18 protein-coding genes, 1 tRNA gene and 2 pseudogenes are annotated in these 23,829 nt (G+C 51.8%); 6 read left to right on the top strand and 15 right to left on the bottom strand.

Going from position 1 to position 23,829, the window contains the following annotated elements; genetic code table 11:
- Positions 1–130: 130 nt before the first annotated feature.
- From gabT to POR16_RS00795, 4 genes are all read right to left on the bottom strand, one after another.
- On the bottom strand, positions 131–1,411 hold the full coding sequence (gene gabT, locus POR16_RS00810; RefSeq protein WP_005887924.1) for a 4-aminobutyrate--2-oxoglutarate transaminase: 1,281 nt from the start codon (positions 1,409–1,411) through the stop codon (positions 131–133).
- Positions 1,412–1,609: 198 nt separating this feature from the next.
- Positions 1,610–3,052, bottom strand: a complete 1,443-nt coding sequence (gabD, locus tag POR16_RS00805) for an NADP-dependent succinate-semialdehyde dehydrogenase (RefSeq protein ID WP_005887923.1) — start codon at positions 3,050–3,052, stop codon at positions 1,610–1,612.
- A 286-nt stretch (positions 3,053–3,338) separates the two neighbouring features.
- Positions 3,339–3,974 carry a LysE family translocator gene (locus tag POR16_RS00800; protein WP_005887922.1) on the bottom strand — a complete coding sequence of 212 codons (636 nt, stop codon included), beginning with the start codon at positions 3,972–3,974 and terminating at the stop codon, positions 3,339–3,341.
- 43 nt (positions 3,975–4,017) lie between these two features.
- The gene (locus POR16_RS00795) at positions 4,018–5,286 is read right to left on the bottom strand and encodes an FAD-dependent monooxygenase (RefSeq protein WP_162010116.1); all 1,269 of its coding nucleotides are present in this window, start codon (positions 5,284–5,286) and stop codon (positions 4,018–4,020) included.
- 165 nt (positions 5,287–5,451) lie between these two features.
- Between POR16_RS00795 and POR16_RS00790 the strand changes: the two genes are divergently transcribed.
- The 4 genes and pseudogenes from POR16_RS00790 to POR16_RS00775 all read left to right on the top strand — a co-directional run bounded on the left by POR16_RS00790 (position 5,452) and on the right by POR16_RS00775 (position 10,874).
- Positions 5,452–5,528, top strand: a tRNA-Arg gene (locus tag POR16_RS00790).
- 355 nt (positions 5,529–5,883) lie between these two features.
- Positions 5,884–6,594, top strand: a complete 711-nt coding sequence (locus POR16_RS00785; RefSeq protein WP_005887919.1) for a hypothetical protein — start codon at positions 5,884–5,886, stop codon at positions 6,592–6,594.
- A 222-nt stretch (positions 6,595–6,816) separates the two neighbouring features.
- Positions 6,817–7,446: pseudogene (locus POR16_RS26115) on the top strand (chromosome segregation protein SMC); the annotation flags it as partial.
- A 1,382-nt stretch (positions 7,447–8,828) separates the two neighbouring features.
- The gene (locus POR16_RS00775) at positions 8,829–10,874 is read left to right on the top strand and encodes a hypothetical protein (protein WP_042932003.1); all 2,046 of its coding nucleotides are present in this window, start codon (positions 8,829–8,831) and stop codon (positions 10,872–10,874) included.
- 246 nt (positions 10,875–11,120) lie between these two features.
- Here the strand turns inward: POR16_RS00775 and POR16_RS00770 are convergent, their stop codons facing one another.
- A complete protein-coding gene (locus POR16_RS00770; RefSeq protein WP_147460282.1) occupies positions 11,121–12,476 on the bottom strand; it encodes a hypothetical protein in 1,356 nt (451 codons plus the stop codon).
- Between the two features lie 319 nt (positions 12,477–12,795).
- Positions 12,796–13,077 (bottom strand): hypothetical protein, encoded by a 282-nt coding sequence (locus POR16_RS26425; RefSeq protein ID WP_234887629.1) that lies wholly within the window; start codon positions 13,075–13,077, stop codon positions 12,796–12,798.
- An 87-nt stretch (positions 13,078–13,164) separates the two neighbouring features.
- Between POR16_RS26425 and POR16_RS26845 the strand changes: the two are divergent.
- Together POR16_RS26845 and POR16_RS26765 are read left to right on the top strand one after the other, a co-directional pair.
- Positions 13,165–13,445 (top strand): annotated as a pseudogene (locus POR16_RS26845) (site-specific integrase); the annotation flags it as partial.
- Positions 13,446–14,489: 1,044 nt separating this feature from the next.
- Positions 14,490–14,690 carry a KTSC domain-containing protein gene (locus tag POR16_RS26765; RefSeq protein WP_005887911.1) on the top strand — a complete coding sequence of 67 codons (201 nt, stop codon included), beginning with the start codon at positions 14,490–14,492 and terminating at the stop codon, positions 14,688–14,690.
- Positions 14,691–15,209: 519 nt separating this feature from the next.
- Here POR16_RS26765 and POR16_RS00750 read toward each other — a convergent pair.
- The 9 genes from POR16_RS00750 to POR16_RS00710 form a co-directional block, all read right to left on the bottom strand.
- Positions 15,210–16,028: a helix-turn-helix transcriptional regulator gene (locus POR16_RS00750; protein WP_122381196.1), complete on the bottom strand. Its 819-nt coding sequence runs from the start codon at positions 16,026–16,028 to the stop codon at positions 15,210–15,212.
- Positions 16,029–16,056: 28 nt separating this feature from the next.
- Positions 16,057–16,644 (bottom strand): anthranilate synthase component II, encoded by a 588-nt coding sequence (locus POR16_RS00745; RefSeq protein WP_005887908.1) that lies wholly within the window; start codon positions 16,642–16,644, stop codon positions 16,057–16,059.
- Positions 16,641–18,116, bottom strand: a complete 1,476-nt coding sequence (locus POR16_RS00740) for an anthranilate synthase component I family protein (protein WP_005887907.1) — start codon at positions 18,114–18,116, stop codon at positions 16,641–16,643. The genes POR16_RS00745 and POR16_RS00740 overlap by 4 nt, the downstream gene beginning before the upstream one ends.
- 527 nt (positions 18,117–18,643) lie before the next feature.
- Positions 18,644–19,291, bottom strand: coding sequence for an alpha/beta fold hydrolase (locus tag POR16_RS00735; protein WP_005887905.1), 648 nt, complete (start codon positions 19,289–19,291; stop codon positions 18,644–18,646).
- Between the two features lie 254 nt (positions 19,292–19,545).
- Positions 19,546–20,430: a DMT family transporter gene (locus POR16_RS00730; RefSeq protein ID WP_005887903.1), complete on the bottom strand. Its 885-nt coding sequence runs from the start codon at positions 20,428–20,430 to the stop codon at positions 19,546–19,548.
- Between the two features lie 7 nt (positions 20,431–20,437).
- Positions 20,438–21,046, bottom strand: coding sequence for a flavodoxin family protein (locus POR16_RS00725; RefSeq protein WP_005887901.1), 609 nt, complete (start codon positions 21,044–21,046; stop codon positions 20,438–20,440).
- Between the two features lie 4 nt (positions 21,047–21,050).
- Positions 21,051–21,737: an iron-containing redox enzyme family protein gene (locus POR16_RS00720; RefSeq protein WP_005887899.1), complete on the bottom strand. Its 687-nt coding sequence runs from the start codon at positions 21,735–21,737 to the stop codon at positions 21,051–21,053.
- Positions 21,730–22,284, bottom strand: a complete 555-nt coding sequence (locus POR16_RS00715) for a hypothetical protein (protein ID WP_005887897.1) — start codon at positions 22,282–22,284, stop codon at positions 21,730–21,732. The genes POR16_RS00720 and POR16_RS00715 overlap by 8 nt, the downstream gene beginning before the upstream one ends.
- A gap of 13 nt (positions 22,285–22,297) precedes the next feature.
- Positions 22,298–23,620 (bottom strand): phenylacetate--CoA ligase family protein, encoded by a 1,323-nt coding sequence (locus POR16_RS00710; RefSeq protein ID WP_042932063.1) that lies wholly within the window; start codon positions 23,618–23,620, stop codon positions 22,298–22,300.
- Positions 23,621–23,829 lie beyond the last annotated feature (209 nt).

The following is a 23,829-nucleotide window of genomic DNA, read 5'->3' as shown; positions in this document are numbered from 1 at the left end:
TTAGCCAATGCAATCGCCCGGATATAGCCAAAAGAGCGAAAAACCATGCTCCAGACCAAAAAAAACCCGTCGGAACGGGCTTTTTTTGTCTGTTTGGTCAAAAATCAATCAATTCGTGACCTCACACTTTTTACGCGATTTCAGCAAAGCACTCGTCGAGAATGGCCAGGCCACGGTTCAGCAATTCATCTTCGGCGGTCAGCGGTACAAGCACACGCAACACGTTACCGTAGGTGCCGCATGACAGCAGAATCAGGCCCTTGTCGCGCGCCTTGGCGACCACCTGAGCCACTGCAGCAGCGTTAGGCTTGTGCGAATCGCCGTCTTCGAACAGCTCGACTGCGATCATCGCGCCCAACGCTCGCACTTCGCCGATCACCGGGTACTTGGCCTGCATCTCCTTGAGCGACGTCACCAGACGCTCGCCTACTGCCTTGCAGCGCTCCAGCAGATGCTCTTCTTCAAAGATATCCAGAACCGCCAGCGCTGCAGCGCACGCCACCGGGCTACCGGCGTACGTGCCGCCCAGACCGCCAGGGGCGATGGCGTCCATGTATTCAGCCTTGCCGCACACGCCCGCCAGCGGGAAGCCGCCTGCGATGGACTTGGCGAAAGTAGTCAGGTCTGCAGAAACACCCATCTGCTCCATGGCGAAGAACGTGCCGGTACGGCCAGCGCCGGTCTGTACTTCATCGGCAATCAGCAGAATACCGTGCTTGTCGCACAGCTCGCGCAGACGCAGCATGAATGCTTTAGGCGCGACGTAGAAACCACCCTCGCCCTGTACGGGTTCGATGATGATCGCAGCAATGTCCTTCGGCTCGGCGTCGTTCTTGAAAATACGCTCGATGCTGGCGATGGAATCGTCGACACTCACGCCATGCAGCTCGCACGGGTACAGTGCGCGGAAGATTCCGCCCGGCATCAGGCCCATGCCCGCCGAGTAGGGTACGACCTTGCCAGTCAGACCGAGGGTCATCATGGTACGGCCATGATAAGCACCGGTGAACGCGATCACACCGGCACGGCCAGTGGCAGCACGGGCGATCTTGACGGCGTTTTCCACCGCTTCGGAACCCGTGGTCACCAGCAGGGTTTTCTTGTCGAAATCACCTGGCACTTTGGCGTTGATCTTTTCGCACAACTCGACGTACGGCTCGTACGCCAGCACCTGGAAGCAGGTATGGCTCAACTTGGTCAGCTGCTCTTGCACGGCGGCGATGATCTTCGGGTGCAGGTGACCGGTGTTCAACACCGCAATACCGCCGGCGAAGTCGATGAATTCACGACCTTCTACGTCAGTTACGGTGGCGTTCTTCGCCGAAGCAGCGAAGATCGGGTGGATCTGCCCAACGCCGCGTGGTACGGCGGCATGGCGGCGTTGCATCAGGGAGTCGTTAGTCTTGCTCATGTATTCCTCATTCGCCGCTCATCGGTCGGCGTGGTTCAAGGATCAAGCGGGCTGGATCAACTGCGGCAGCATACGATGATCGACTGCTGCAGCCTTCAGGCCACCAAGAAACTGCGATGCTGCAAAAAGCCGATGACACGTCGCTCTCGCGCGCCATCGGCTGCACTGCCTAAGCGTCATTCTGACCGAGTCAGTCAGTCAAACCGACAGGCAGAGGTATTTGATTTCCAGGTAGTCTTCGATGCCGTACTTGGAGCCTTCACGGCCCAGGCCCGAAGACTTGATACCGCCGAACGGTGCCAGTTCGTTGGAGATCAGGCCGGTGTTGATACCCACCATGCCATATTCCAGTGCCTCGGCGACCCGGAACACGCGGCTCATGTTCTGCGCATAGAAGTACGACGCCAGACCGAACTCGGTGTCGTTGGCCATCTCGATCACTTCGGCCTCGTCCTTGAAGCGGAACAGCGGAGCCAGCGGACCGAAGGTTTCTTCCCTGGCAACGGCGGCATCTTTCGACACGTTGACCAGAATGGTCGGCTCGAAGAACGAGCCTTCCAGGCTGTTGCCGCCGGTCAGCACCGTCGCGCCTTTGGCGACCGCGTCGGCGATGTGTTCCTTGACCTTGGCCACAGCCTTGTCATCGATCAGCGGGCCGGTGGTGATGCCTTCTTCAAGACCGTTACCGATCTTCAGCTTGCCGACTGCGGCCTTGAGCTTCTCGGCGAACGCGTCATACACAGCGTCCTGCACATAGATTCGGTTGGCACAGACGCAGGTCTGGCCGTTGTTGCGGTACTTGGAAATCATCGCGCCTTCGACTGCCTTGTCGAGGTCGGCATCGTCGAACACGATGAAAGGCGCGTTGCCGCCCAACTCCAGCGACACCTTTTTGATGTCCTTGGCGCATTCAGCCATCAACTGACGACCAATGTCGGTCGAGCCCGTGAAGGACAACTTGCGCACGATCGGGTTACCGGTCAGCTCGCTGCCGATATCGCCCGCGCTGCCCGTTACCACACTGAACACGCCCGCCGGGATGCCCGCACGCTCGGCCAGTTCAGCCAGCGCCAGTGCAGAAAACGGCGTTTGCGACGCAGGCTTGAGCACCATGGTGCAACCCGCCGCCAGCGCAGGACCGGCCTTGCGGGTGATCATTGCCGCCGGGAAGTTCCAAGGCGTAATCGCCGCCGTCACACCGATCGGCTGCTTGAGCACAATCAGACGCTTGTCCGGCTGGTGACCAGGGATCACATCGCCATAGACGCGCTTGGCTTCTTCGGCGAACCACTCGATGAATGACGCAGCGTAGGTGATCTCGCCCTTGGCTTCAGCCAGCGGCTTGCCCTGCTCCAGCGTCATCAACAGACCCAGGTCGTCCTGATTCTCGATCATCAGCTCGAACCAGCGGCGCAGCTTATTGCCACGCTCCTTGGCGGTCAGCGCACGCCAGGCCGGCAGCGCCTTGTCGGCCGCCTCAATCGCCCGACGCGTCTCGGCCGCGCCCATTTTTGGCACAGTGCCGAGGATTTCATTGTTGGCCGGGTTGTTGACCTTGATCGACTGACCACCGTCCGCGTCCAGCCACTGGCCGTTGATGTAGGCTTGCTGGCGGAACAGGGTGGAATCTTTGAGCTGCATGTCGGCCTCCTAAACAGCACCGCCCACAGGCGGCGCGAACAATTGAATATCGATGCACCTCATTTGGAAGCCATCGCCAGGAAAACATTCCATCGGGTTCCAGCGATGCACAGCGCATAAAAGCAGGAAGACCGAACAAGAGCGTTTGAAATTTCAAACGAATCCTAGGCATTGCGGGGGCAAAGGACAATAGGCCGTTCGAAAAAAAGAACGGCCCTATAGAGTTGTGTGGTTTTCTGATCAGCGTCGAGCCTGGGCGCAAAGGTATCTTGCAGCCCGATTTTGCTCAGGCCGCCTTGCCCTTCAACGTGAACAGGCTCAACCCCAAACCGATAAACGACGCGCCGAACACCCGATTGACGTATTTGCGCCGACGCGCGGAGTTGAGATGACGTTTGAGCCTGAGTGCCAACAGCGCATAAAAGGCATGGGCGACCATTGAGCACCCGGCGAAAGTCAGGATCAACACCCCGGTCTGTTCCATCTGCATATTGCCCGGCTGGATGAACTGCGGCAGAAACGCGATGAAAAACAGGATCGCCTTGGGGTTGGTCAGCGCCACCGAGATGCCTTTTGCAAACAGGCTGCCTGCAGAAACCGCATTAGGCATGGTCGCCAGCTCATCGAATGCACTTCGCGCGCTGCGCCACTGCTTGATCCCCAGATAAACCAGATACCCCGCGCCTGCAACCTTCAGGACCAGAAACGCCGTGGCGGACGCCACCAGCACCGCGCCCAGCCCTGCAGTTACCGCCGTTGCAACAATGATCAACCCGAGCACGTTACCGAGCGAACCGATCATCGCCCGCGCCGGGCCGTGGCTCATCGAGTTCGACAACGCCATGACCACCGCCGGGCCGGGCGTCAGCGTAACCAACATGGCAATCATCGCGAAGCTCAGCCACTGATGTATCGATTCCATTTTTATTCTCCAAGTGGCGCAGGTTTAACGCACGCCTGTAGCGCTATCGATAGTCTGGCAGCGTGAACGACTGGACTGCCGGCGTCAGCGCCCTGGCAGCACGCTTGCTGATAAAGGGAGTTGCAACGATACGCTGCAAGGCACGAAGGATCGTAACACCGGTACGACTGCGAGGATGAACCAGACGCGGAACAAGCTTCGGCACGCTCTGCGATTTTTTCACCATAGGCCGTAAAACGTACTCATAGGCGGCGAGCGCCTCTTTAATAGAGTCGGTTTTGGTGAGCTCGCCGGCCAGTACATACGCGCCTATCAGGGCCAGCGAAGCGCCGACCCCGCCCAAGGGCGTGACACACCACGCCGCATCGCCCAGCAACACCACCGTGCCGTTCGACCAGCGATCAATCTTCACCTGGCGCAAATCATCGAACCAGAAGTCGTCCGCAGCCTCCATACCCTCAAGCAGACGAGGCACCTCCCAGCCCGCGCCTGCAAACGAAGCCTGAAGAAACGCCTTCTGCTCGGCAACGCTGTTGCCGACAGTCAGGTGGCTTCGGCCCTGCACATTAAAGAACGCACGCGTCGTACCGCGATTGTCCGGACGAACGCCCGCACTGCGACCGCCCACCGCGTTATACCAGCGCGCGGTCTGGCTATCGGTCGGCGCACGAGGCACGGTAAAGAACGCGCTGGCCAGGTCCATCCGGCGCGGCTGATTCTCGCCGGGGAACACCAATTCCCGCGTGCGCGAGCCGACACCCTCGGCAATGATCAACAGATCAAAACGCTCTACGCTACCACTCTCGAACGTGACCGACACACCCTCCTCATCATGCTCGACCGAAATAATTCGGTCGCCAAAGCGATAGAACGCATCAGCAGACGACGCCTCATACAGCAGACGCGCAAGATCACCGCGCAACACTTCAAGCTCGGCAGTGGGGCCGTCGCCGTCCAGACCTGCGAGATCAATACGCGCCGCCGTGCGGTTATCCTCATCGACCCACGCAAGCCCGGTCTCACCAGTGTTGAGGCTCTTCACCGCCTGCTCGAGCCCCATCAAACGCAAGACCTCCCGAGCCGCGCCCCGCACATCCACATTCTGCCCGCCATCGCGAAAGGCAGGCGCCTGCTCGACAACAGTCACATCACAATCGCGCTGCGTCAGCCACCAGGCCGCGGCACAACCCGCGATACTGGCCCCGGTAATAAGAACGCGGCACGGGCTGCGCTCGATGCTTTTGAACTGATTGATAAGGTGCCCCCGGTTAGAACGATCTGGCTGGACGGTATTGGCTGCATCATGCACCACTCGACGGCAGTGCCGGAAGCAGCCGTTTATACCGGCGTGAGCGTCAGTAGATATGGAGCGAAGCATGCTCATGGCTGCCCGTGCGGGGCGCGCAGGATGATTTGCGTTGCAAGCCGCCTGTAACTGGACGCCCCGTACCCATGTGAGTATCATGGCGCCCGCGCTGCACCAGTAGCTCAGCTGGATAGAGTACTGCCCTCCGAAGGCAGGGGTCGTGGGTTCGAATCCCGCCTGGTGCACCATATTTTGCAGTCTGGATATGTCTTGAATTGTGGACAGTCTAGGAATACCCGAAGCCCGCCTTGTGCGGGCTTTTTTTGTTTTTGTGTCCAGTCCTGAATAAGGTTTACACCCTCTAACCTTTCCTCAGGAGGAATCAATGGATTCGGGGAAAATGCGCAGCCAACGCGATCACACGCTGGCCTTTAAATTATCGGTCGTAGACCAACTTGAAGTGGCCTTATGAGCGGAGTTCGACCTCAGTCAGACCGCTTTTGGTCAACGGTTTTGAGCTGTTTAACAAGCTTGGGAAAGATTCCGCGCTTGGGCAAGCGTTGAGCTAAAGTTACGGCCCTTCTCACGTCAAACTTTAACTCCATGAACCTACGAGCTCTCGCTGTCGCCGCACTTGCCGCCCTTTCTGCGATCGGAATAGTTTGCGTCATCTACATCCTTGCATTCGGGACTACTCGCTCTGCCGATCCCGCGATCTGGGGGCAGTTTGGCGACTACGTAGGAGGAGTCTTAAATCCGTTGTTCGGACTCGCTGCGTTTTTGTCCGCTCTTTGGTCGGTTAATTTGCAGCAGAGGGAATCTAGAGCCGCCTCAATGCAGTTGGCGGCACAAACCGATATTGCACTGAAGGAACTGGATACGCTCAGCGCCGAAAGGCTAGGAGAAGAGTTCCTGCATGTAATTAGGGACATCGACCAGCGACTCTCCGCTCTGCTGCTCGAGGTCATATCTCCACGGAACTCACCTCAAGCAATCACTATCACTCAGATGGTTGCGGAAGCTGACCGCATTGTGATGTATGGAGGAAGCTCTCCCGCTTTTGCCCAATTTCTGCAATTTGCGAACGCTCATGGCTCTGTTGTGGAAGCCCCTGTACGTGAGATCAAACACCTTGTGAACAAGCTTCAAGAATTCTTGGAACACTATTCAAAGCACAAGGCAAAAGGCTTCGCGCCTATTCTTGTATATTACGCTGACAAGGCCTACCGATTGATGAACATGCTGGAAGCAGTCGGTGGCATGCCTCCCAAGACTCGAGAGTTCTTCGCGACCATCAGCGACTCTCACCGCTGACAATGTGCTCAAGGCTTAATCCAGATGGCCGCTGACCGTTCCAGGTGTTTGCTTTCAGCCGTTGTGACTATCACTACCGACAGCTCTGGGTCGATTGCTGCTGACCGCTAGTAGTGCCTTGCAATAGCTCCAGCATGCGGCAGCGCTATGAGCGCTCTCATACTGCGGCCTATGTCTAATTGGCCCCTACAGAAAAGCCCGCATGGCTGCGCGCTTCTCTATTTGTCCAGCCATTCCCTGATGGCGGGTTACATCGAGGCCATGAACACCTGGAAAGCCGATGAGCAGGAGCTGAATGAAAAACGTCAGAGCCTCAGCACCCGTCTTGAACAGATCAAACAACAGGCCGTAGAGGACATGGCCAAAGCCCGGCAGGCAGAAACGGACGCCGCTACTGCGTATGCACAGGCAGTCGCGTGGGGCGACACCGAAGGCGAAAAGACCGCCAGCTCCGATGCGCAAAAAGCCGCGAAGAACCTTGCAACGGCAGCCGAACATAATCGTCGGCAGGACTTGATCATATCCGCTCTGGAGCAAGAGCTGCTGACCGTAGATCGATACATCACCGAAGCACAGGAAAAGCATAAGGGAATAGAGCGCGACGCCCTGTGGCTTTCTCAAACAGTGCTGGAAGAGAAGTGGAACGAGGCCGCTAGGACGTTGTTCGAGGTAGGTGGAAGGCTATGGGCAAATTACAACCTGCTCGGCCTTGATCAAGTGAGCCTGTTGAAACTGGCGGTTCCGCAGGAAGGCGAAACGGTCGGGAGCTGGACGTGGCATGAATTATCCGACCGAGCGCGCGACTACGGCGCGCAGGATCTGCTTCAGCTCAACAATATTTAGACACCTTAACAGGCTGCACTCGTGAGCCAACTGGAGGAACGAACGGATGAAAGCAGTGAACAACACGGCGCTGATATCGTCGAGGTATGGCTGAAGAAATAAGACCGCTTTACCTGAAAAAGGGCCCAGAAGGGCCCTTTTTAGTGTAAACGCTTTACTGGAAATACACAGTATTTCTAGCCCATCGCATCAAGATAATGCTACATAGGATGCACGGGCCTATACCTATATAGTCACAGTCTGCTCTCGGCTAAGAGTAGTCGCTCGATTTCGTCTACTCCACTAGAGGAAGCTCACAATGCTGACTGGCGCTAATATTCCCGGTGGCCAAGAGCTCTTTATTCAGCTAAGAATAACCCATAGACCAATTAACGCGAGCTGTCATCCTTAATGGACCTTAGAAACAAGCAAATTCCCAGGCCAAAACATTGGCAGGAATTTGAGGAGTTATGCCTTGCCCTTTTCAGAGACGTCTGGAAAGACAGGCTCGCTCAAAGGAATGGTCGCGCAGGACAACCTCAACATGGTGTTGATGTATGGGCCGGAGTCGATGGCAGTCGTTCTCGTTTTCAAGGTGTCCAGTGCAAGGGGAAGGACGCATCGCTTGGCTCGACGGTTAGTGAGGCCGAGCTATTAGCCGAGATAGCCAAGGCGGATAAATTTAGCCCTGCACTGGAACATTGGGTGTTGGCGACCACCGCACCTACAGACGGAGAGTTGCAGCGATTTGCACGTGAAATCTCCGTCGAGAGAGAGCGCCAAGGAAAATTTACTGTCCAAGTCATGGGTTGGGGCGACATCGAGTCCCTACTCTTCAACCACCCAAAGGTGGTTGAGACCTTTTACCCAGAACTTGGAGTGGACGCTGCAAGGCTTGCGGAAGCCGTTAACGTATTCACAGTCGTGGGGCCCTCAATTAATGGTACTCAACCTTTAATCACCCAAAGATTGAATACACCTGCTTGGCGCGAAGTGATTTTTGATAGTAGTCGCGACCTAGGTCCTGCCCTCCTAGGGAGGCCACTAGGTCCGACAGATGCACTTGCTTGCCCCCGTCTTCCTGAAGCCGACTTGGTAATCCGGCAGATGGAAATGGGATACTCAGCACGACTCATCGGTGAACCTGGAACAGGGAAATCGGTTTGTGCCTTCCAAGTAGCACATACTTTTGCAACGCGTGGCTGGAGGGTTTTTACTCTCCGTGGTGACGATGTACTCCCGGAAGCCCCCCCTCGTCCGGTGACAATGGCGTCCTATTGTTGGTGGATGACGCGCACTTGGTCACCGACAATGACCTAAAAGTACTGGAAGGCCGGGCAACTTCCCAGCGGCTTATCCTCTCTACACACAGCGCAATAGAGGGTCGCGCCGCTCTGCGAGGAACAGTGCGAATGGACCCACAAGCGGCCATTCGTGCTATTGCGTCAGGTCTGCTTGCGGATCGTCGCGCTACGTTGGAAGCCGTGCGGCGGGCGGATGGCCATGTGGGCGATCTTATGATGAATACTTCACTCGAAGAGCGCATCGAACATGCAGCCAAGTATGCAGCGGTTCCGTGGCAATTCTGCTTTGTGCTCGGAGGCGGTTGGCGGCGAGCGAACGAAGCTACAAGCACGGCCGGCGCACTTGGTGCTGCTCTGCCGCTGGCTGCGGTGGCCATTAGACAGCTAGCTTCCCGTGATTCAAGCTGCTCAGCGGCGGACATCACAGAACTGCTAACCAGTACAACAGTCGACACAGGCAACCTAGGTACTGCGTTGGATGCACTCGTCACAGAGCGATTGGTAATATCTGCCAATGACTTTCGATGCCCTCATCAACGATTTGCAGCCGTGCTACTTGGACGCATCTTGGAACGCGAAGACGAGGCATCCAGAGCTTCGGTGGCTGCAATACTAAACGCTGTAATTACAGACCACTCTTTCCCCCTTGCAGGCCAAAAAACCCTATTGCATGAACTTTGGTTCCACGACCACGGCAGGTGGCGTCGACTAATCAGGAGAGAGTCAATTGAACATCTTCTTGCTCGCTGCTGGGAAGTAAGCGAACCGGATGAAGTGATGACCGCATGCTTTGTACTGACTGAAATTTCATCATATCTCGAAGAGGGTATTGTAATCGCTCTTCAAGAAAATGAATCCAAAATCGTTTCGTGGATTGAGCGAGCGATAAATCCTATGGGACATGGACTCGCGTGGCTACTGAACGATTTGTTGAATAGCAGAGAAGCGTTTGCCATCGAGCTGATCCGCAGGGTGAATCCGATAGTAATCTCTGGTTTGATCTCTAATGTAGGCCCTGCAAGCGCTGGGCATGTCGCTGACTTGGCAAAGAGCCTAAGGCTAGGACAAGGGGATCCGTGGGCGCAAAAAGTGCTTGAAAATCTAGATAAGGAAAAACTATTAGCGCTAGCGGCATCATGGCCACCGGAAGCACCTTTGTATCGAATCATCTCTTTAATGGAGGCGATAGCTTGGCCCTGTGAGACACTAACCTTAGACATGGTCGAGGTATTCTTACCCACCGCGAGACAGAAGTTAATAGCGGATCCTGTACTCAATTTCCGAGAGCTTGATGATCTTGCGTGGCACGTTCTCAGAGTCCTAGACCCTCTGGGTGTATACATAGGAAAGTACGCGCCTACTACTCGGCATATACATCTTGCCCGTGCATTGTTTGACAATGTCGACCTGCATGATCTGGCTCGAAAACTATCTTTGGCACCGCTTCGCATGTTTCAGCAAGTAACATTCCTGCTAGCGCTGCTACACCGCGTTTCGCGACCTAAGTTCAAACGGCTTGTTAAGCTGATTGACTGGGATAAACTCGGCGCAACGATCGGTGCACATTGGAGTCACCTGCCCCATGAGGCAGAGACTCTTATCGGGGTAGCCGCTGGCACGAGCGAGTCCTTGATTACAATGGCTAATTTTATCCAGAAGAACCTCGATCATATGGAAACTATGCCCCCGCGATTGGCGGTGTTGGCTCCGGATGCGGCTGTAAACTTTGTACGTCTAGGCAAGTCCATTGCTCTAGCTAATTACTCGCATGTTGAATGGACTTATGGCGAGTTTGTCATCGCACTTTTCATAGAAAAAGCACCTGAACTATTACCATCTGTGCTCGTTCAGTGTATTCCAACCATCGCTAAGACTCTCTCTGAAGCTCACCCGAGCTGGTATAAGGAGTCCTCACCAATGCTCAAAGCCATGCTGGCAAATGCGCCTGAGAGTCTTCAACGGGTCCTAGACATGATAAACACCGAAAAGGCAGCGATTGGTTGGAAGGCTGCCATGAGTGCCGGGCGCGGAAGTAAGAAAACTATAGACGTACTCCTTCAGGCAGCAGGGGATCGAACGGATGCTATTGGCGATTTTGCTAGGCAGCTCAGGACGCGAAGAAAGCCCCGCGTTATTTCGACCCGAGGAAATTAAGATCATCGGGATTTGGCTGGCACCAGGGCAAAACAATCATTGCAACTTAGTAGATGAACAAATAACACGCTTTAAAACTTAAGCAATTGTAAGGTTCTGTTAGGATAAAATTAGTCGTTTCGTAATGCTTTGCTCTGACCAAACCAGATTTTATTGTCTGAGAACAACCGCTTTTGGCCAATATATGAGGCCCACGAAAGACGGCTTTCGGCCAGAAGAGGCCATCAACTTTACATCACGGAACAACTAGCCGATTCCAGCATCCCTCTGCTGCAATATACCAAAGACTGGATTCTCTACAGGACGCCCCTGTTTTTCTGCTATATCAACGACGAGGCCTGTGTATCCGGCATGAGCGAACACCATTGAATAAAACATATGCAAGCATGAACATATACAATCATACATTTTTTGATCATCCGCCTGGCCGACTACCCCATGAGCGGAAACATGCCTTATAGAATTCCAGTCGTCCACCAGCTTATCAACAAACAGCGCGTACAGTGTGTTTTTGTTACTTGGCCGCCCCGCACCGTTAAGACTATTAATAACTCTACGAATGACTTTTTCGGAGAATAACTCTGGTTGATTCTTAACTAGCATTTCGAAAACTGGTATGGCAGCAACACACTCCTTCATATGTTCAGGATCAGCATTGGAATAATTCTTAAAGTACGCATCCGCCACACCTTCAACTGCGACAGATATCGCGAGTGCCACCGCATTTTGGCCAGTAAAATATGAATATGTAACATCGATATATAGAGGCCAGAATCTAGGGATGTCCTGCTCCAAAAAACAACCCATAAGGCTGTCTAACGCGGCTACAGAATTTTCAAATTCACTTGGGGATCCATCGCCGACTGGGCTCTCACCCGACCAAAGTCTTAAGTCTGCTTGCAGGGCCGTAAGGTGGTAGATCCATGTGGTATTGATTCTCTCATACGAGGTGACCAGTTCCAACTGAGACGCAGCCACAAACTGCAAAGCCTTGTATAGCCCCCAGTGAAATCGGGAAGGCATCGGCTTATCTGAGCTTGTTTTAATATCTAAAGTATCGTGGTGGATAACCAGCCTGCATGAGACTCCCCGAATAGTAAACTCTGAAACATTCCTAGACTTAGAAAATGCGGTAGTCGAAAAAGCGTTACAAGGGAAATTAAAATTTCGCTGAATCGCTGTCGTGTATTGAGCGTAGCTTGCGGCAGTGTTCTTTTTAGAGCAGGTATACAATAAGGCGACATGAGCGCGTAAAACCAACCCTCTGGTTACATAGTTCACTTCCGAAGTAATCCAAACATCATGAGCTTCCCACTTAGTTCCATCCAGCGCAACTCCTACAAACCTAAAATATGACTCTTCCCCAAGGTAATGTCCGGCAGGAACTTCATGGGATAAATATTCACTATCTTTTAAGCGGTAAATATCTAGTGACGAAGTGTCTGGATATACTGTAATTTCAAATCGACCAGCCCGACTCTGGCTGATCCGACCGGCGCCCCGGAACTCGGATTTTCTATTTACAAGGGACAGACTTGGAAACTCCAGCTCCAGTGACTGATCTTTTATTTTATCCGTAAGTTTCCTGAAATCCTGAAACACTATAGCCTACCTATCTCAGTGTGATTGATTCAATGACAAATCCCATTCCCGAAGATTTCGCAGCCTTCTGGGTAAAAAATGATGCATCCTTTGGGATGAGCTGGATGAGTGTACATGTTCAGCGATTAGGGCGTTCATTCCCGCCATTAAACCTAGCGAATCAACCACTAGGCTCAGCACACTAGCGCTAGCAAAGCCTAGCTACGTTCTTGGAGCCTGAAATCGCTGGCTCGCCTCGCTCACACTTTCGCGTAATCCCTGAATTCTTTCCTGAGTGTCACCACCTGCGGCGGCGTTGTGCTTCCACCCCACGACAAATTCAGATCCCGACCGGTAGCCTGTGCAGATCGTCCACGGCCGCCAAGCTCGCGCCCTCCCCATAGCAGTTTGAGCGCGCCCAGCGCCTCGATCTTCTTGATCCGCCCACTGACCCGGGCGAATAGTGGTCAACTGTCTTGATGTGGATCTGGAAGCTCTCGGTGTTATTCAAGACCTCGACTTCGCGCTCAATCGCCTTTTCCTGAATCTTGCCATCGGTCTGGCGCAGCCAGTTGCCGTCGGCATTGACGCGCTGCTGGCAGGCTTCGCTGTGCTGCCACACCTGGTCGCCTTTCGGCACCCGAGGCAGGCTCAGACCGTGCGGCGGAACCTAAGTGACTTGTGCGGCAGGCCATACTCGCCCCGGACTGCAATGCAAAAGATCGATGCACTCAATCGGAAAAGGAAGGCGGAACTGTTGATGTTAGTGAGCGGGACAACAATACGGTACGGCAGCACAAACTGCACTTTGTCTTCCTGAACACCAAAAGCGGTTTACCGCATGACAACGACTTAGTGGTGCGAGACGGGTTCTTCAAGGCTCATTTGCTCGCGGCCGGAGTTCGTTATCGAGGGCCTGGCCAATGCCAGCACACTTACACCAGTCAGTTGCTGACGACAGGCATTGCCTTAATCGATTGGATCGCCGAGCCGATCAGCCAGCCATTGCTGAGCTCATCAGCTAATAGGTCAATGGAGGCTCAAACGCCATCCATGGATCAGCATCCTTCCAAGCGCCAACCGTTGCTAAATCCTCATCCACAACAGCGTTTCCTTGCTCCGAACCTCAATCGGCAATACCGGTTTTTGTTGGGAGAGGAAATTGCCACCGAAGACCTGTATCGCAGCCATCGAGTTTCAGAACTATGCAGTCTTGAATGACCTGGGCTTTGAAGGAATCGGAACTGCGTGTTGGCTGCATGAAATACCCGCTTAAAAGGCTAGAACTCGCGCGCACTTAAATCAAGTGCACACCATGTCTGGATTTTCGGGGCTGGGTGGATGACTTGGAGGGATGGATACCGGGCGGGCGTTACCTTGCGTGGCCGGAAAGCAAGCGTAGTGCATTACGTCTTGGTTGATTGTGCCTCGCCGCTAGCGGCCATCTTACACGGTTGCCCGTACGGCATAGCGGCAGCGTTACACAGTTGCGTATTGTTACATCACATGCACAGAAACTCCCAGTGAAGTGCTACACAAACTTTATCTTTATTTTTCATGTACTTAAGTATTACTGCTACACCTGCAACACCAGTTACACCGCATTTGAAGGACCTGTCCCCACCCCCTATGAAGTGAGCCCCATCAGCGAATGGAATCCGGCATAAGCCGGGGACCCTGAGGACTTCCGCTGCATACGGGGTAGGAAACCCGCGCATCTTGAGTAGCCGACGTTTTCACAGCTTAGTGAACTGGTGAACCCGGTGAACTCACCCAATCAGGTGGTGAACCCGGATGTTCATTCCTTCAGCTACTGATCTGCTGCCGTCAACCTGTCAACTGTCAACCAACGTCAACTGATCAGCAGCTACCAAATCCACGCGGGTTTCATGCCCCGTACCGGAGGAAAAACCTCAGGGTCCCCGGCAGCTTTTCGACCCCACTAACCTTCTGGTCAGACAAAAGGCACCGCAGAGCGAGACGCCGACTAGTATCAGCTTCGAGAACGTCATCAATCAGGATAGGGAAAGCGCTATGGATATGGTTCGCGTCAACTCGTCGGCGATTACAGCTGTCGGCTATGATCCCGCTACAGGCAGGATGAAAATCATGTTCAAGCAAGGACGTACCTACGACTATTGCGGCGTTCCACCGAACATCCATCAAGGCTTGATGGCAGCGGGCTCGAAAGGTACTTATTTCGCTAGGATGATCAGGGATCGATACCAGTGCTAGGCTGGGGCATACAAGCTCATTTCGAACCTGGCGCACACCCAGCACGGCGGGCCCTGTATGCCTAACCAGACCACCGCAAGCGTAACCCTTATAAACCGGGCCTCTGACAGCCCAGTTCAAACGACGCCTGGTCTGGGAGTGTCTTGATTTGTGGACAGTCTACAAAGAAACCCGCCCCCTTTGTGCGGTCTTTTGTTTCTGAGCTTGTGGATTGGAATCCGTTGTCGCGTGCAAATCCGCGCCCCCTGAGCGACTTTTGGTGCTGGATAAAGTTGGCATGTAAGGCAGTGCCTCATTGCGAGACGGTTTAGGTACTCAGGTCGGCAAGCGCTCGCGAACGATTGAAGCGAAGCTTTTTTGAAACCATTGACGTGGCCCGGGTAAAAAAGTCGATACAAGCACTACTGATCAAAGCGGGAGTGGTGCGGATGGTGAGTAACGTAACCTGTGGGCCTGAAACTTTAATAGCTGCCATTCACCGCGATGTCTATATGTATTACATAAGCATATTTCCGTTAATTAAAGTGAAATAAACTCCTGCGCCAACGCCATACCCACCGCCTGCAATCGGTTGGAGGCCCCTAGTTTTCTACTTGCATTGGCGATGTGAAAGTTTACAGTTCGTTCAGAGCAGCCTAGGATGCGGCTTATCTCCCATGTTGTTTTGCCTGCCCCTGACCATTTCAGGACTTCAGTCTCTCTCATTGTGAGGCTGCACGATTGCTCTCCCGGTGCTTTCAAGTGCCTCTGTGAGCCTTCCAGAAGAAAAGGTACTAACATAAAGAGCACTCCAAAAGTCACATTTACTTCATCGTCAAACTCTTCATTAGAATCTACCGGATGAGCAACATTGAATGAGCCCAGCATTTCTCTACAGCGCAAGGGAATGCTAACCCCTTGTGACAGGCCATGGCGCTCGCGTGCTCTCCAGAACTCTTTTGACCTGCCACGCGCCCTCCTTCTGGCGCCACCCCAAAAGAGCGGCATGAAGTGCCTACGGCAATGCTTGACTATGGGATCTATTAGAATGAAGTTTTCATCCTCATAGCATTTTAACCAGTCGAGAGGGTAAGTCGTTATAATCCGATTGGATGGTTCATTGGTGGTGAAGCCGCCAATGCTAAGCAAATAAGTTTTGTAGCCAAGTCGACATAATACTTTTCGTAAATGACTTTCCCAATCGCGGCAATCCAAAAATTTCGCCAAACAGGAGAAATCATCTAACACTTCTAGATATTCTTTTTTTTGAATTTTTTCTTTTTTTGTATTATTGTAATTGGATAGCAAGACAATATCCTTTTTATTTTTATATAATAAAAGGTCTGAGGCGCGGGTCACATCCAGAAAGTCCGCGCCTGTTTTTAAGTTACGGATGATGACAGTGCCTTTCTACAAAGCTTCGGAATAGTCCAAGGCCATCTTCAGTCAAAATACTCTCGGGATGAAACTGAACGCCCTCCAATGGATACTCGCGGTGACGAACCCCCATGATATATCCGTCATCGTTTGAGGTGGAGGTAACCCTCAGCACGTCAGGCAGTTTCCTATCATCAATGATCAAAGAGTGATAACGTGTAGCTTTTATTGACTTGCCGCCAGTATGCGCATATACACCTTTGCCATCATTATCTATTATGCTGACCTTTCCGTGCATAACATTGTCAGCCCGAATAACCGCACCACCAAAAGCAAGACTAATAGCCTGGTGCCCCAGGCAAACACCCAATATAGGCAATCGTCCTTTAAAGTGCTGGATTAACTCTATATAACCCGCATCCTGCGGATGACCTGGGCCAGGTCCCAGCACGCAAAAATCTGGCGCATAAGCTTCGATCTTTTCTATCAGGTTTGGAGAATCATTGCGCTCCACCCAGGTCTCCAAACCTAACTGCTCAAGGTACTGACTGATAATAAATACGAAGCTGTCATAAGCATCTATCAGGAAAACTCTCACTGCAGCATCTCCTTTCCTGTGACTGCGCGATAGACAGAGCCCATTTTATAAAACGTCTCTGTCCACTCCTTGTCCGGCACCGAGTCTGCAACTACGCCTGCGGAAGCCCTTAAATAATAGGTACCCTCCTTATGTACGGCTGAACAAATACATAATGCTGTATTGACACTACCATCAAATCCGATCAAACCTACCGCACCGGCGTATATACCGCGTCGGTTTTTTTCCATACTTTCTATAATTTGCATCGCCCGAATCTTCGGCGCACCCGTCATAGTCCCCGCAGGAAACGACGCTTTGATAACATCGAATGCATCAAAGCCCGTTCTCAGTAGGCCGCGCACGTTTGAGACCATGTGATAAAGGTGCGAATACTCCTCAACCAGCATCAGCTCATCAACCTCCAGTGATCCCGGCTGACAAACACGACCGATATCGTTCCTGCATAGGTCGACCAGCATTAAATGCTCAGCACGCTCTTTTTCAGAGCGTGTCATGCTCAAGATCAACTCGCTGGAAGACACGCCAGACCTTTTACCTACGGTCCCAGCGATAGGCCTCATTTCGATCAGTTCATCTTTGACTCGGACAAATAACTCGGGACTAGCACCAATCAGATCAACACCTCCCAGATTAGCCATATACATATAGGGTGACGGATTGTTCTTCCGCAGCGCTCGATATACGTCGAAGGGCTTGACTGATGTATCGACCTGCACCTCATGACCCAGCTGTATCTGATAGATGTCACCTTGGTGGATATGCGCCAACGCCTTGTCGACCCAACCAAGGAACTGCTCTTTTTCCACCGTATCGCGAGCAACTGTAACTGAGGGGTAAACGATCTGCTCGTCAGGGAGCGGGCTCTTTGCAGCGTCGGCCAGCAGAGCAACATATTCATGAGTATTGCGTGCGTCCCACAGAGGGCAATTATTAACCACCACCTCTACAGTCTGGTTTGTGTGGAAATAAACCAGAGTTTGAAAAACGGTGAGGGCTATGATTGGATAGTCAGTAGTCCGCTCAGTAAGATCGGGAATTTTCTCGACGAATCGAACGCTGTCATAAGAAAGATAGCCAAAAAAAGCTAGGCTGGGATTAGCGTAGCGTGGAGTGTCGAATGAGTCTTGCAACATGCGTAGCAAATCCCATACAGCATCATTATTGTCAATACAGATACGCTTGCTTTCATCCAGAACGATGCCCCGCTCCAACAGCGAGCTTCTTAGATGACATATCAGCCGCTCGTTCCCCTCAAGCTCTGCATATGCCTCATATACCTTTACTGACAGCAACGGGTTCATCCCTATAATGGTCGCTTTACGATCTCGACTGGGACCCGATAAAGATTCAAGAATAAATGTGCTATCTGGACCTAAGGTATCCAACGCCAACTTGTACACTGCCAACGCTTCACATTTCAGACGCTCAGTATGTAGCTGCACACTGACAGGTGCAATTATCCTGCTCATAATGCTTCCTTTATTATCGAACACCTTAAGTAGACAGGTGAAAAACGTAAAAACTCAATTATAAAATATTTCGGCGTTACAACTAGTTAGTTATTTATGACATTCTCCACCTTTCATTGAGGTGCACAAACTTAATGAGAGTACTGTACCGGAAAGACACGAAAGCCGGCTAGCCCTGCCGACATATGTAGATTTTCGTATGAGAAATAGCGAAACTTCCTACAGCACTGAAGGTGTATTTAAAACTAAATTAATGCTTAGCTGACATGCAGCATAGCACTGGCAGTAGAGTTTGCGGCACCCAATATTGCTGTTGAAAATAGAAAGCCAGGATGCCCTGTACCGAAATGGGCGTCTCGCGAACCATAAAATAATGACATTCTGTAATACACTGTTACATCTTGCGCCGGTTGAAGGTAATGCAGAAACGATCCTGAATTATTTGAGGTGCTACTCATAGGCCGTTGGAGACTCAATATACAGTTTTCGGGCTTTCCCGATTTCTCGCATCTGATTGAGAAAAATCGCTATCCAGCAATAAAGTTCCTAATAGCGGTGACGGTCTGCTCACTGCACTCGAGGTATGGAACATGTCCGGCACCGTCAATTATACATATACTTGCATTTGGTAGGTCGCTACTGATTTTATCCAGACAAGAAATATCAAAAATACGGTCTTCACTACCCCAAACGATCAAAGTCAGGGCTTGAATTTCAGTAAGTCGCGCCTCAAGCGGGTACAAACCTGCCCCTTTGAAGTCTGCCATTATTTTTACAATATTTTTGTAGCGAAGCGCCCCTTTAGTGGCCAGAGCCTTCGCCATAAATAGCGGGATCCTGGGGGCGTGCTGGAATGCAATGCTCCAAAACTTTTCCATTTCGCCGACAGTTCGATAGCCAAAAGGATGCCTGCCAGATTCAAGAAACTGTTTCATGACAAGGCTCGGTCTCCAAGCAGGCAAACCAGCCGGTGCGATTGCGATCAGGTGAGAGACGTCAGCAGGAAAAGTAGCTGCGTACATACAGGCAATGCAGCCTCCGATAGAACTGCCGATTAATACAAAGCCTTTGCTAAGCTGCGAATCTAGAAAAGCCTTCAGCCGCTCCGTCTGAGCTGCAGGGCTGTAGCTTTGCGATGTATCGAACGAAGACTCCCCCTCACCGGGCAGATCCAAAAAAAATACAATTATAGGTATCCACCAACGAGTAGATTTGTGGACCCCACTGATCCTTGCTGGCCCCTAATCCATGAAGAAATACCAACGTAGGTCCAGTATTGCGGTCATTCGAGCATAAGTAAGCAATTTCATAATTCTCTGTTTTCCAGCGTCGAAGTTTCAGCCTGAAGCGATGCCTGTTCTGCTCGCGCATACCGAACAGTAATAATTGACCTGCCCAATTCATGAAATCCTCTTACCGGGCTCGCCGGTCAACCGGCAGGGTTGCCGCTTACTGAAACCTTCTTGGACAGTCCACGTACCTGGCAGAGCCCAACACCAACTATGACCGCCACTCCGCCGATAATGAGGTTTGTCGATAACTCCTCGCTCAGAAGCAACTGGCTTACCGCTACTGCAAATACTGGCACCAATAAAAGAAACGGTGCTAAGCGCTGAATAGGGTGGCGACCCAAGAGCCAATACCACAGGCCAAACCCAATGAGTCCGCCGCTCACAGCGGTATATAACACGGCGGCCCATGCTATCGGACTAGCAGTAAAGACTTCCTCCCACACAGGGCGCTCCACTGCAACTGATACCATCAGTAACTCGGGCGCTGCAATCAGTGCTGTCCAGGCGCTTATTGTCAATGGGTTAAAGGGCCCCCATCTTTTAGCGAGCAATGTTCCCACTGCGAACACAAAAGCGGCAGCTATCACCAGCACTATCCCCGATAGTTCGCCGCCTTTTCCTATTCCACCGACCACCATCAGCACACCCAGCAGTGCGATTATGATACCCACCATCACCGGCAACGTGATGCGCTCCCCAAACACCACCCCCCCTAGCAAAAGAGTGAAAGGTGTTGTCAGTTGGTATGCAACAGCAGAAGTCGAAGCATCTACATGTAAAATACCGCAGTACAGCAATCCAAAATGCAGCGCTCCAGTTAACGAGGCAATGTAGAAGACCTTTGATAGTTCGCTGCGCTTGGGAACTCCGCAAAACGGCAGTAGCACGACAGCAATCAACGCGAATCGCATAGCAACCATAAGGATTGGCGGAAGTTCTTCCCCGCCTATTTTCACTGCTGTCACTTGCGCACCCCATAGAAAAGCCACGAATACGGCTATCAATGTATCTCGTATAGGCATTTACACGTTATCCTGTCTGAAATTGGACTTGTTTAAGCAAACGCTGATGCTCGACATGGCGGGGGCGCTCGTTTAGTTTCTGGTAGTACTCCACGAGACGATCCAGCGTTTCCCGAAGTGCCTGCTCCGCCTCTGGGTCTTGAACCAGTTGGCTATTGAACGTAGCCGGAAACCCTGAGCCGACTAACACCATTTTGTTCAGAAGGGCGTTGAGCACCACCTGACCAAATACAGCGGTGTGACCATATCGACGTCCCACTACTGCTACCGCTGCGAGCTTGTCTCGTAATGGCCGCTCTCGCGGACGCAAAAAGCCATACCCAACACGTTCCAAAAATGCCTGGAAACGACTGTTAGCTCCATATGCATGCATCACCGGGAGATACAGGACTGCGTCTGCCTTAACCATCTCGCCAACGATCAAAGCGACATCATCAGACAAAGAGCAATCAGTTTTTGAACAGGCATTATCGGCATCGCAATAATCGATACGATAGTCTCGAAGCCAGAGATCTTTAACTAAGGCGCGTCCTTCCAAGTGACGCCGAATCAACGACACCACTCGGCCGCTGACCCCATGCGTCCGATTTGAACCCACGATAACGATCAACTTCATTAGTTCAAGACGCCTTGAGCAATGGCATCTCAGCAAGGCGTTCATACTCTAGAAATGATTCCTCCAGCAACTGCCCAGTGAGGTATAGCGTAACCCGTGCCACTTCTTTGATCATCGCCCGCTCTTCACCTGTTTTCACCGAGCGCTGCATAGCCACTCGCACTTCTTCAGAATGTTTTTCGTCAATGCTCGAATGAGCAACAAAGAATGTCATTTGCTCGTCTACAAGACCGAGGTCCAAGCGAAACTTGTTCAGTATTGGCTGGATATGGCCGTAAACCTCTTCTGCCCAATAGCTGTATCCCAAGCGAGCGACCGGCCCCTGGCGAATGGCCACATCGTTCAGATAAGCGATCAGCGCTTGAGTGGGGGCGAGCGGCGCAGGTAATAATGCGGGTAGCGCGCCTATCGACTCCAAGTCGCGAATCACCATCTTCTCGTGCCCTAACTCTTCGAGCGCATGCTTGTAGACAAATCGCAGCAGCGTTGTCTGTTCCGGATCCGCGCTGAACGCACAGGCCGCCTGATTGATTGAGTTGAATCGGGTGTAGTGGTAAATCTGAAGCATCACCTGTTGATAAAGCTCTACCGCAATCGGATACCTAAGGCTGTGTGTCCAGTAGTTACCTTTTTTGATTTTTGCCCAGCCACTTTCAACGATAGCGTCCAGTTCTTTGAAGAAATCATCCATTAGATATTTTTCCTTTTATAGTATTAAAGACGGTGTCTATCTCTAGGTATATCAAACTGTAATCACGTGTTAATTGGCGATTTTCCCAAGTGATGTCGTCGGCCAAAACAACCCCTCCAATAGCAACATACAATGCAACCAAACGACCCCGACATAATGCCGAAATATATCGGAATGACGTGTTCGCCTTCAACCAAATAGCCGCCTCCAGGAGAAAAAGTCTTAAGTGCGGACCGCCTCTGTATTTCTCATCCAACACTAGTCTATTGGCGTCAAAAGATTCCATCAGATCAGGGAAGTGATGATCTATATTAACAAGGCGTTCGACGAAGCTCATCCCATGACCCAGTGGCGTTATTCGAATGGCACCTACGACTCTCTCACCATCCATATAGACCAAGTGGTAGGAACAGGTGTCTCGCACCGCCTCCGCGTCATCAAAAAACTCTTCATTCGCTGGATTATCACCGATGTAGCGAGACCTCAAAAAACACACACTTTTGAATAATTCGTTTTTCGTAGATATCACCTGCACAGACATACTCATATAAGACCCTCGACTAGAGGCTGCGCCGGTCGATAATTCGTGCTTCTTTCCAACTGAACCAACTTCCCAAATTCACATGATCATCTAAATCATCCACTACCATGATTGTCGCATCGACCTCTAGACGCTCGTGCATACGCTCGCGAACCAGTAGCGTTAATTGACTGCGATCACCTTGGTAAAATCTGGAAATTTCAATTTTGGCTATTATCGTGTCCTTGCCATTCACGCGATTGATGACGATTTGGTAACCTAAACATTGTTCGACACCTTCGAGTAGGGCCTGCTCAATATGGCCGGCGGTGAAGAGTTTGCCGTTAAGCGTCATAGAATCTTTGACTCGGCCAAGCACTCTCATTGTTTGCGAGAGCGCAATCGGTTTTTCTACCGTTTTTTGGATGCAGACGAGATCACCCGTGCGATAACGAATTAGGGGTTTCACTCCGTCAACCAGCATAGTGACACATAACTCGCCCTCGCCACTGTCCCCGAGACTCTCACCCGTTTTCGGGTTCAATACTTCAATAATATAGTTGAGTCGATGAGGTATCAGTTGGTCATGGGCATTGGTGGCGGCAATAATCATGGATTCCTGCGAGCCATATAAACTGTTGTACGCTTCACAGCCCCAGAGGCTGTACAAATTATTTTTAAGCGCTGGCGTACAGAGCTCGCCACTCATCATGAATGCCCGCAACGAAAAGTCCTCGCGCGGGTTAAGGCCTAATCGCTCGGCCTCTTTAGCCAGCGCAAGCAGTAAACCTGGGGCGGAAGCAACGACGCCAATACGCAAGTCCCGCATTAACTGGAGCGTTTTGGGATAGCCAATGACTGGAGAGTGCGGCCAAATCTTGGCACTACAGACGCCTAGCTGCTGACAGACATCACCCAGGGTGTCGCCGAAAGAGTGAACTTCGGTAGGGCCCATGATGCCCACGACAGTTTTTTCTCTAGGAAAATGTTTTTCCAGTACCGCCTTATAGGCCATCGCGAGTTGCTTATTACTCGCATAGCTTTCCTTTTTATCTCGAGGACAAGGTGTCGCGGGGCCCGTCGTGCCGGTGGTTTCATAATAGTACACGCTGTCTTCTAATACGCCAGACAGTATATGTAGCATGGACACTCTTAAATCCTCCTTGGTTGTAAAAGGCAGGGAGGTAAGATTCTTTAGCGAAACCTCTTGAGGTGAAATATTCTTGAAGTGCTTTGCATAAAAATGTGATTTGCTTTTGACGTGCGTTAGTACTACTTCTAGCCTTTCCTCATGCCAGGATTTAAGGCCTTTTTCAGTAAGCTGATTTGCCCAGTATGCTCGATGAACATCATCATACCTCATAACAAATTCGTCAAACGACTTTTCGACTCTCACAACTTAGACCCTTATTCGCAGTTATAATCTTCGCCGTGATGGCTGCTTTTTCTGGATGCAGACATTAACAAGCAAAGAAAAATTGCATCCCTGTCAAATTGGTCAGTTGTTAGCAGGTGCTGCTTTATGCTAGAGCTAGGCGACCATGGTAGAAATATTCATTTCTTAAACAGTCT

The organism is Pseudomonas coronafaciens pv. oryzae str. 1_6, assembly GCF_000156995.2.
Lineage (GTDB): Bacteria > Pseudomonadota > Gammaproteobacteria > Pseudomonadales > Pseudomonadaceae > Aquipseudomonas > Aquipseudomonas tremae.
Note: the sequence above shows the minus strand (reverse complement) of the source record. Positions and strands in the feature narration are given on the sequence as shown.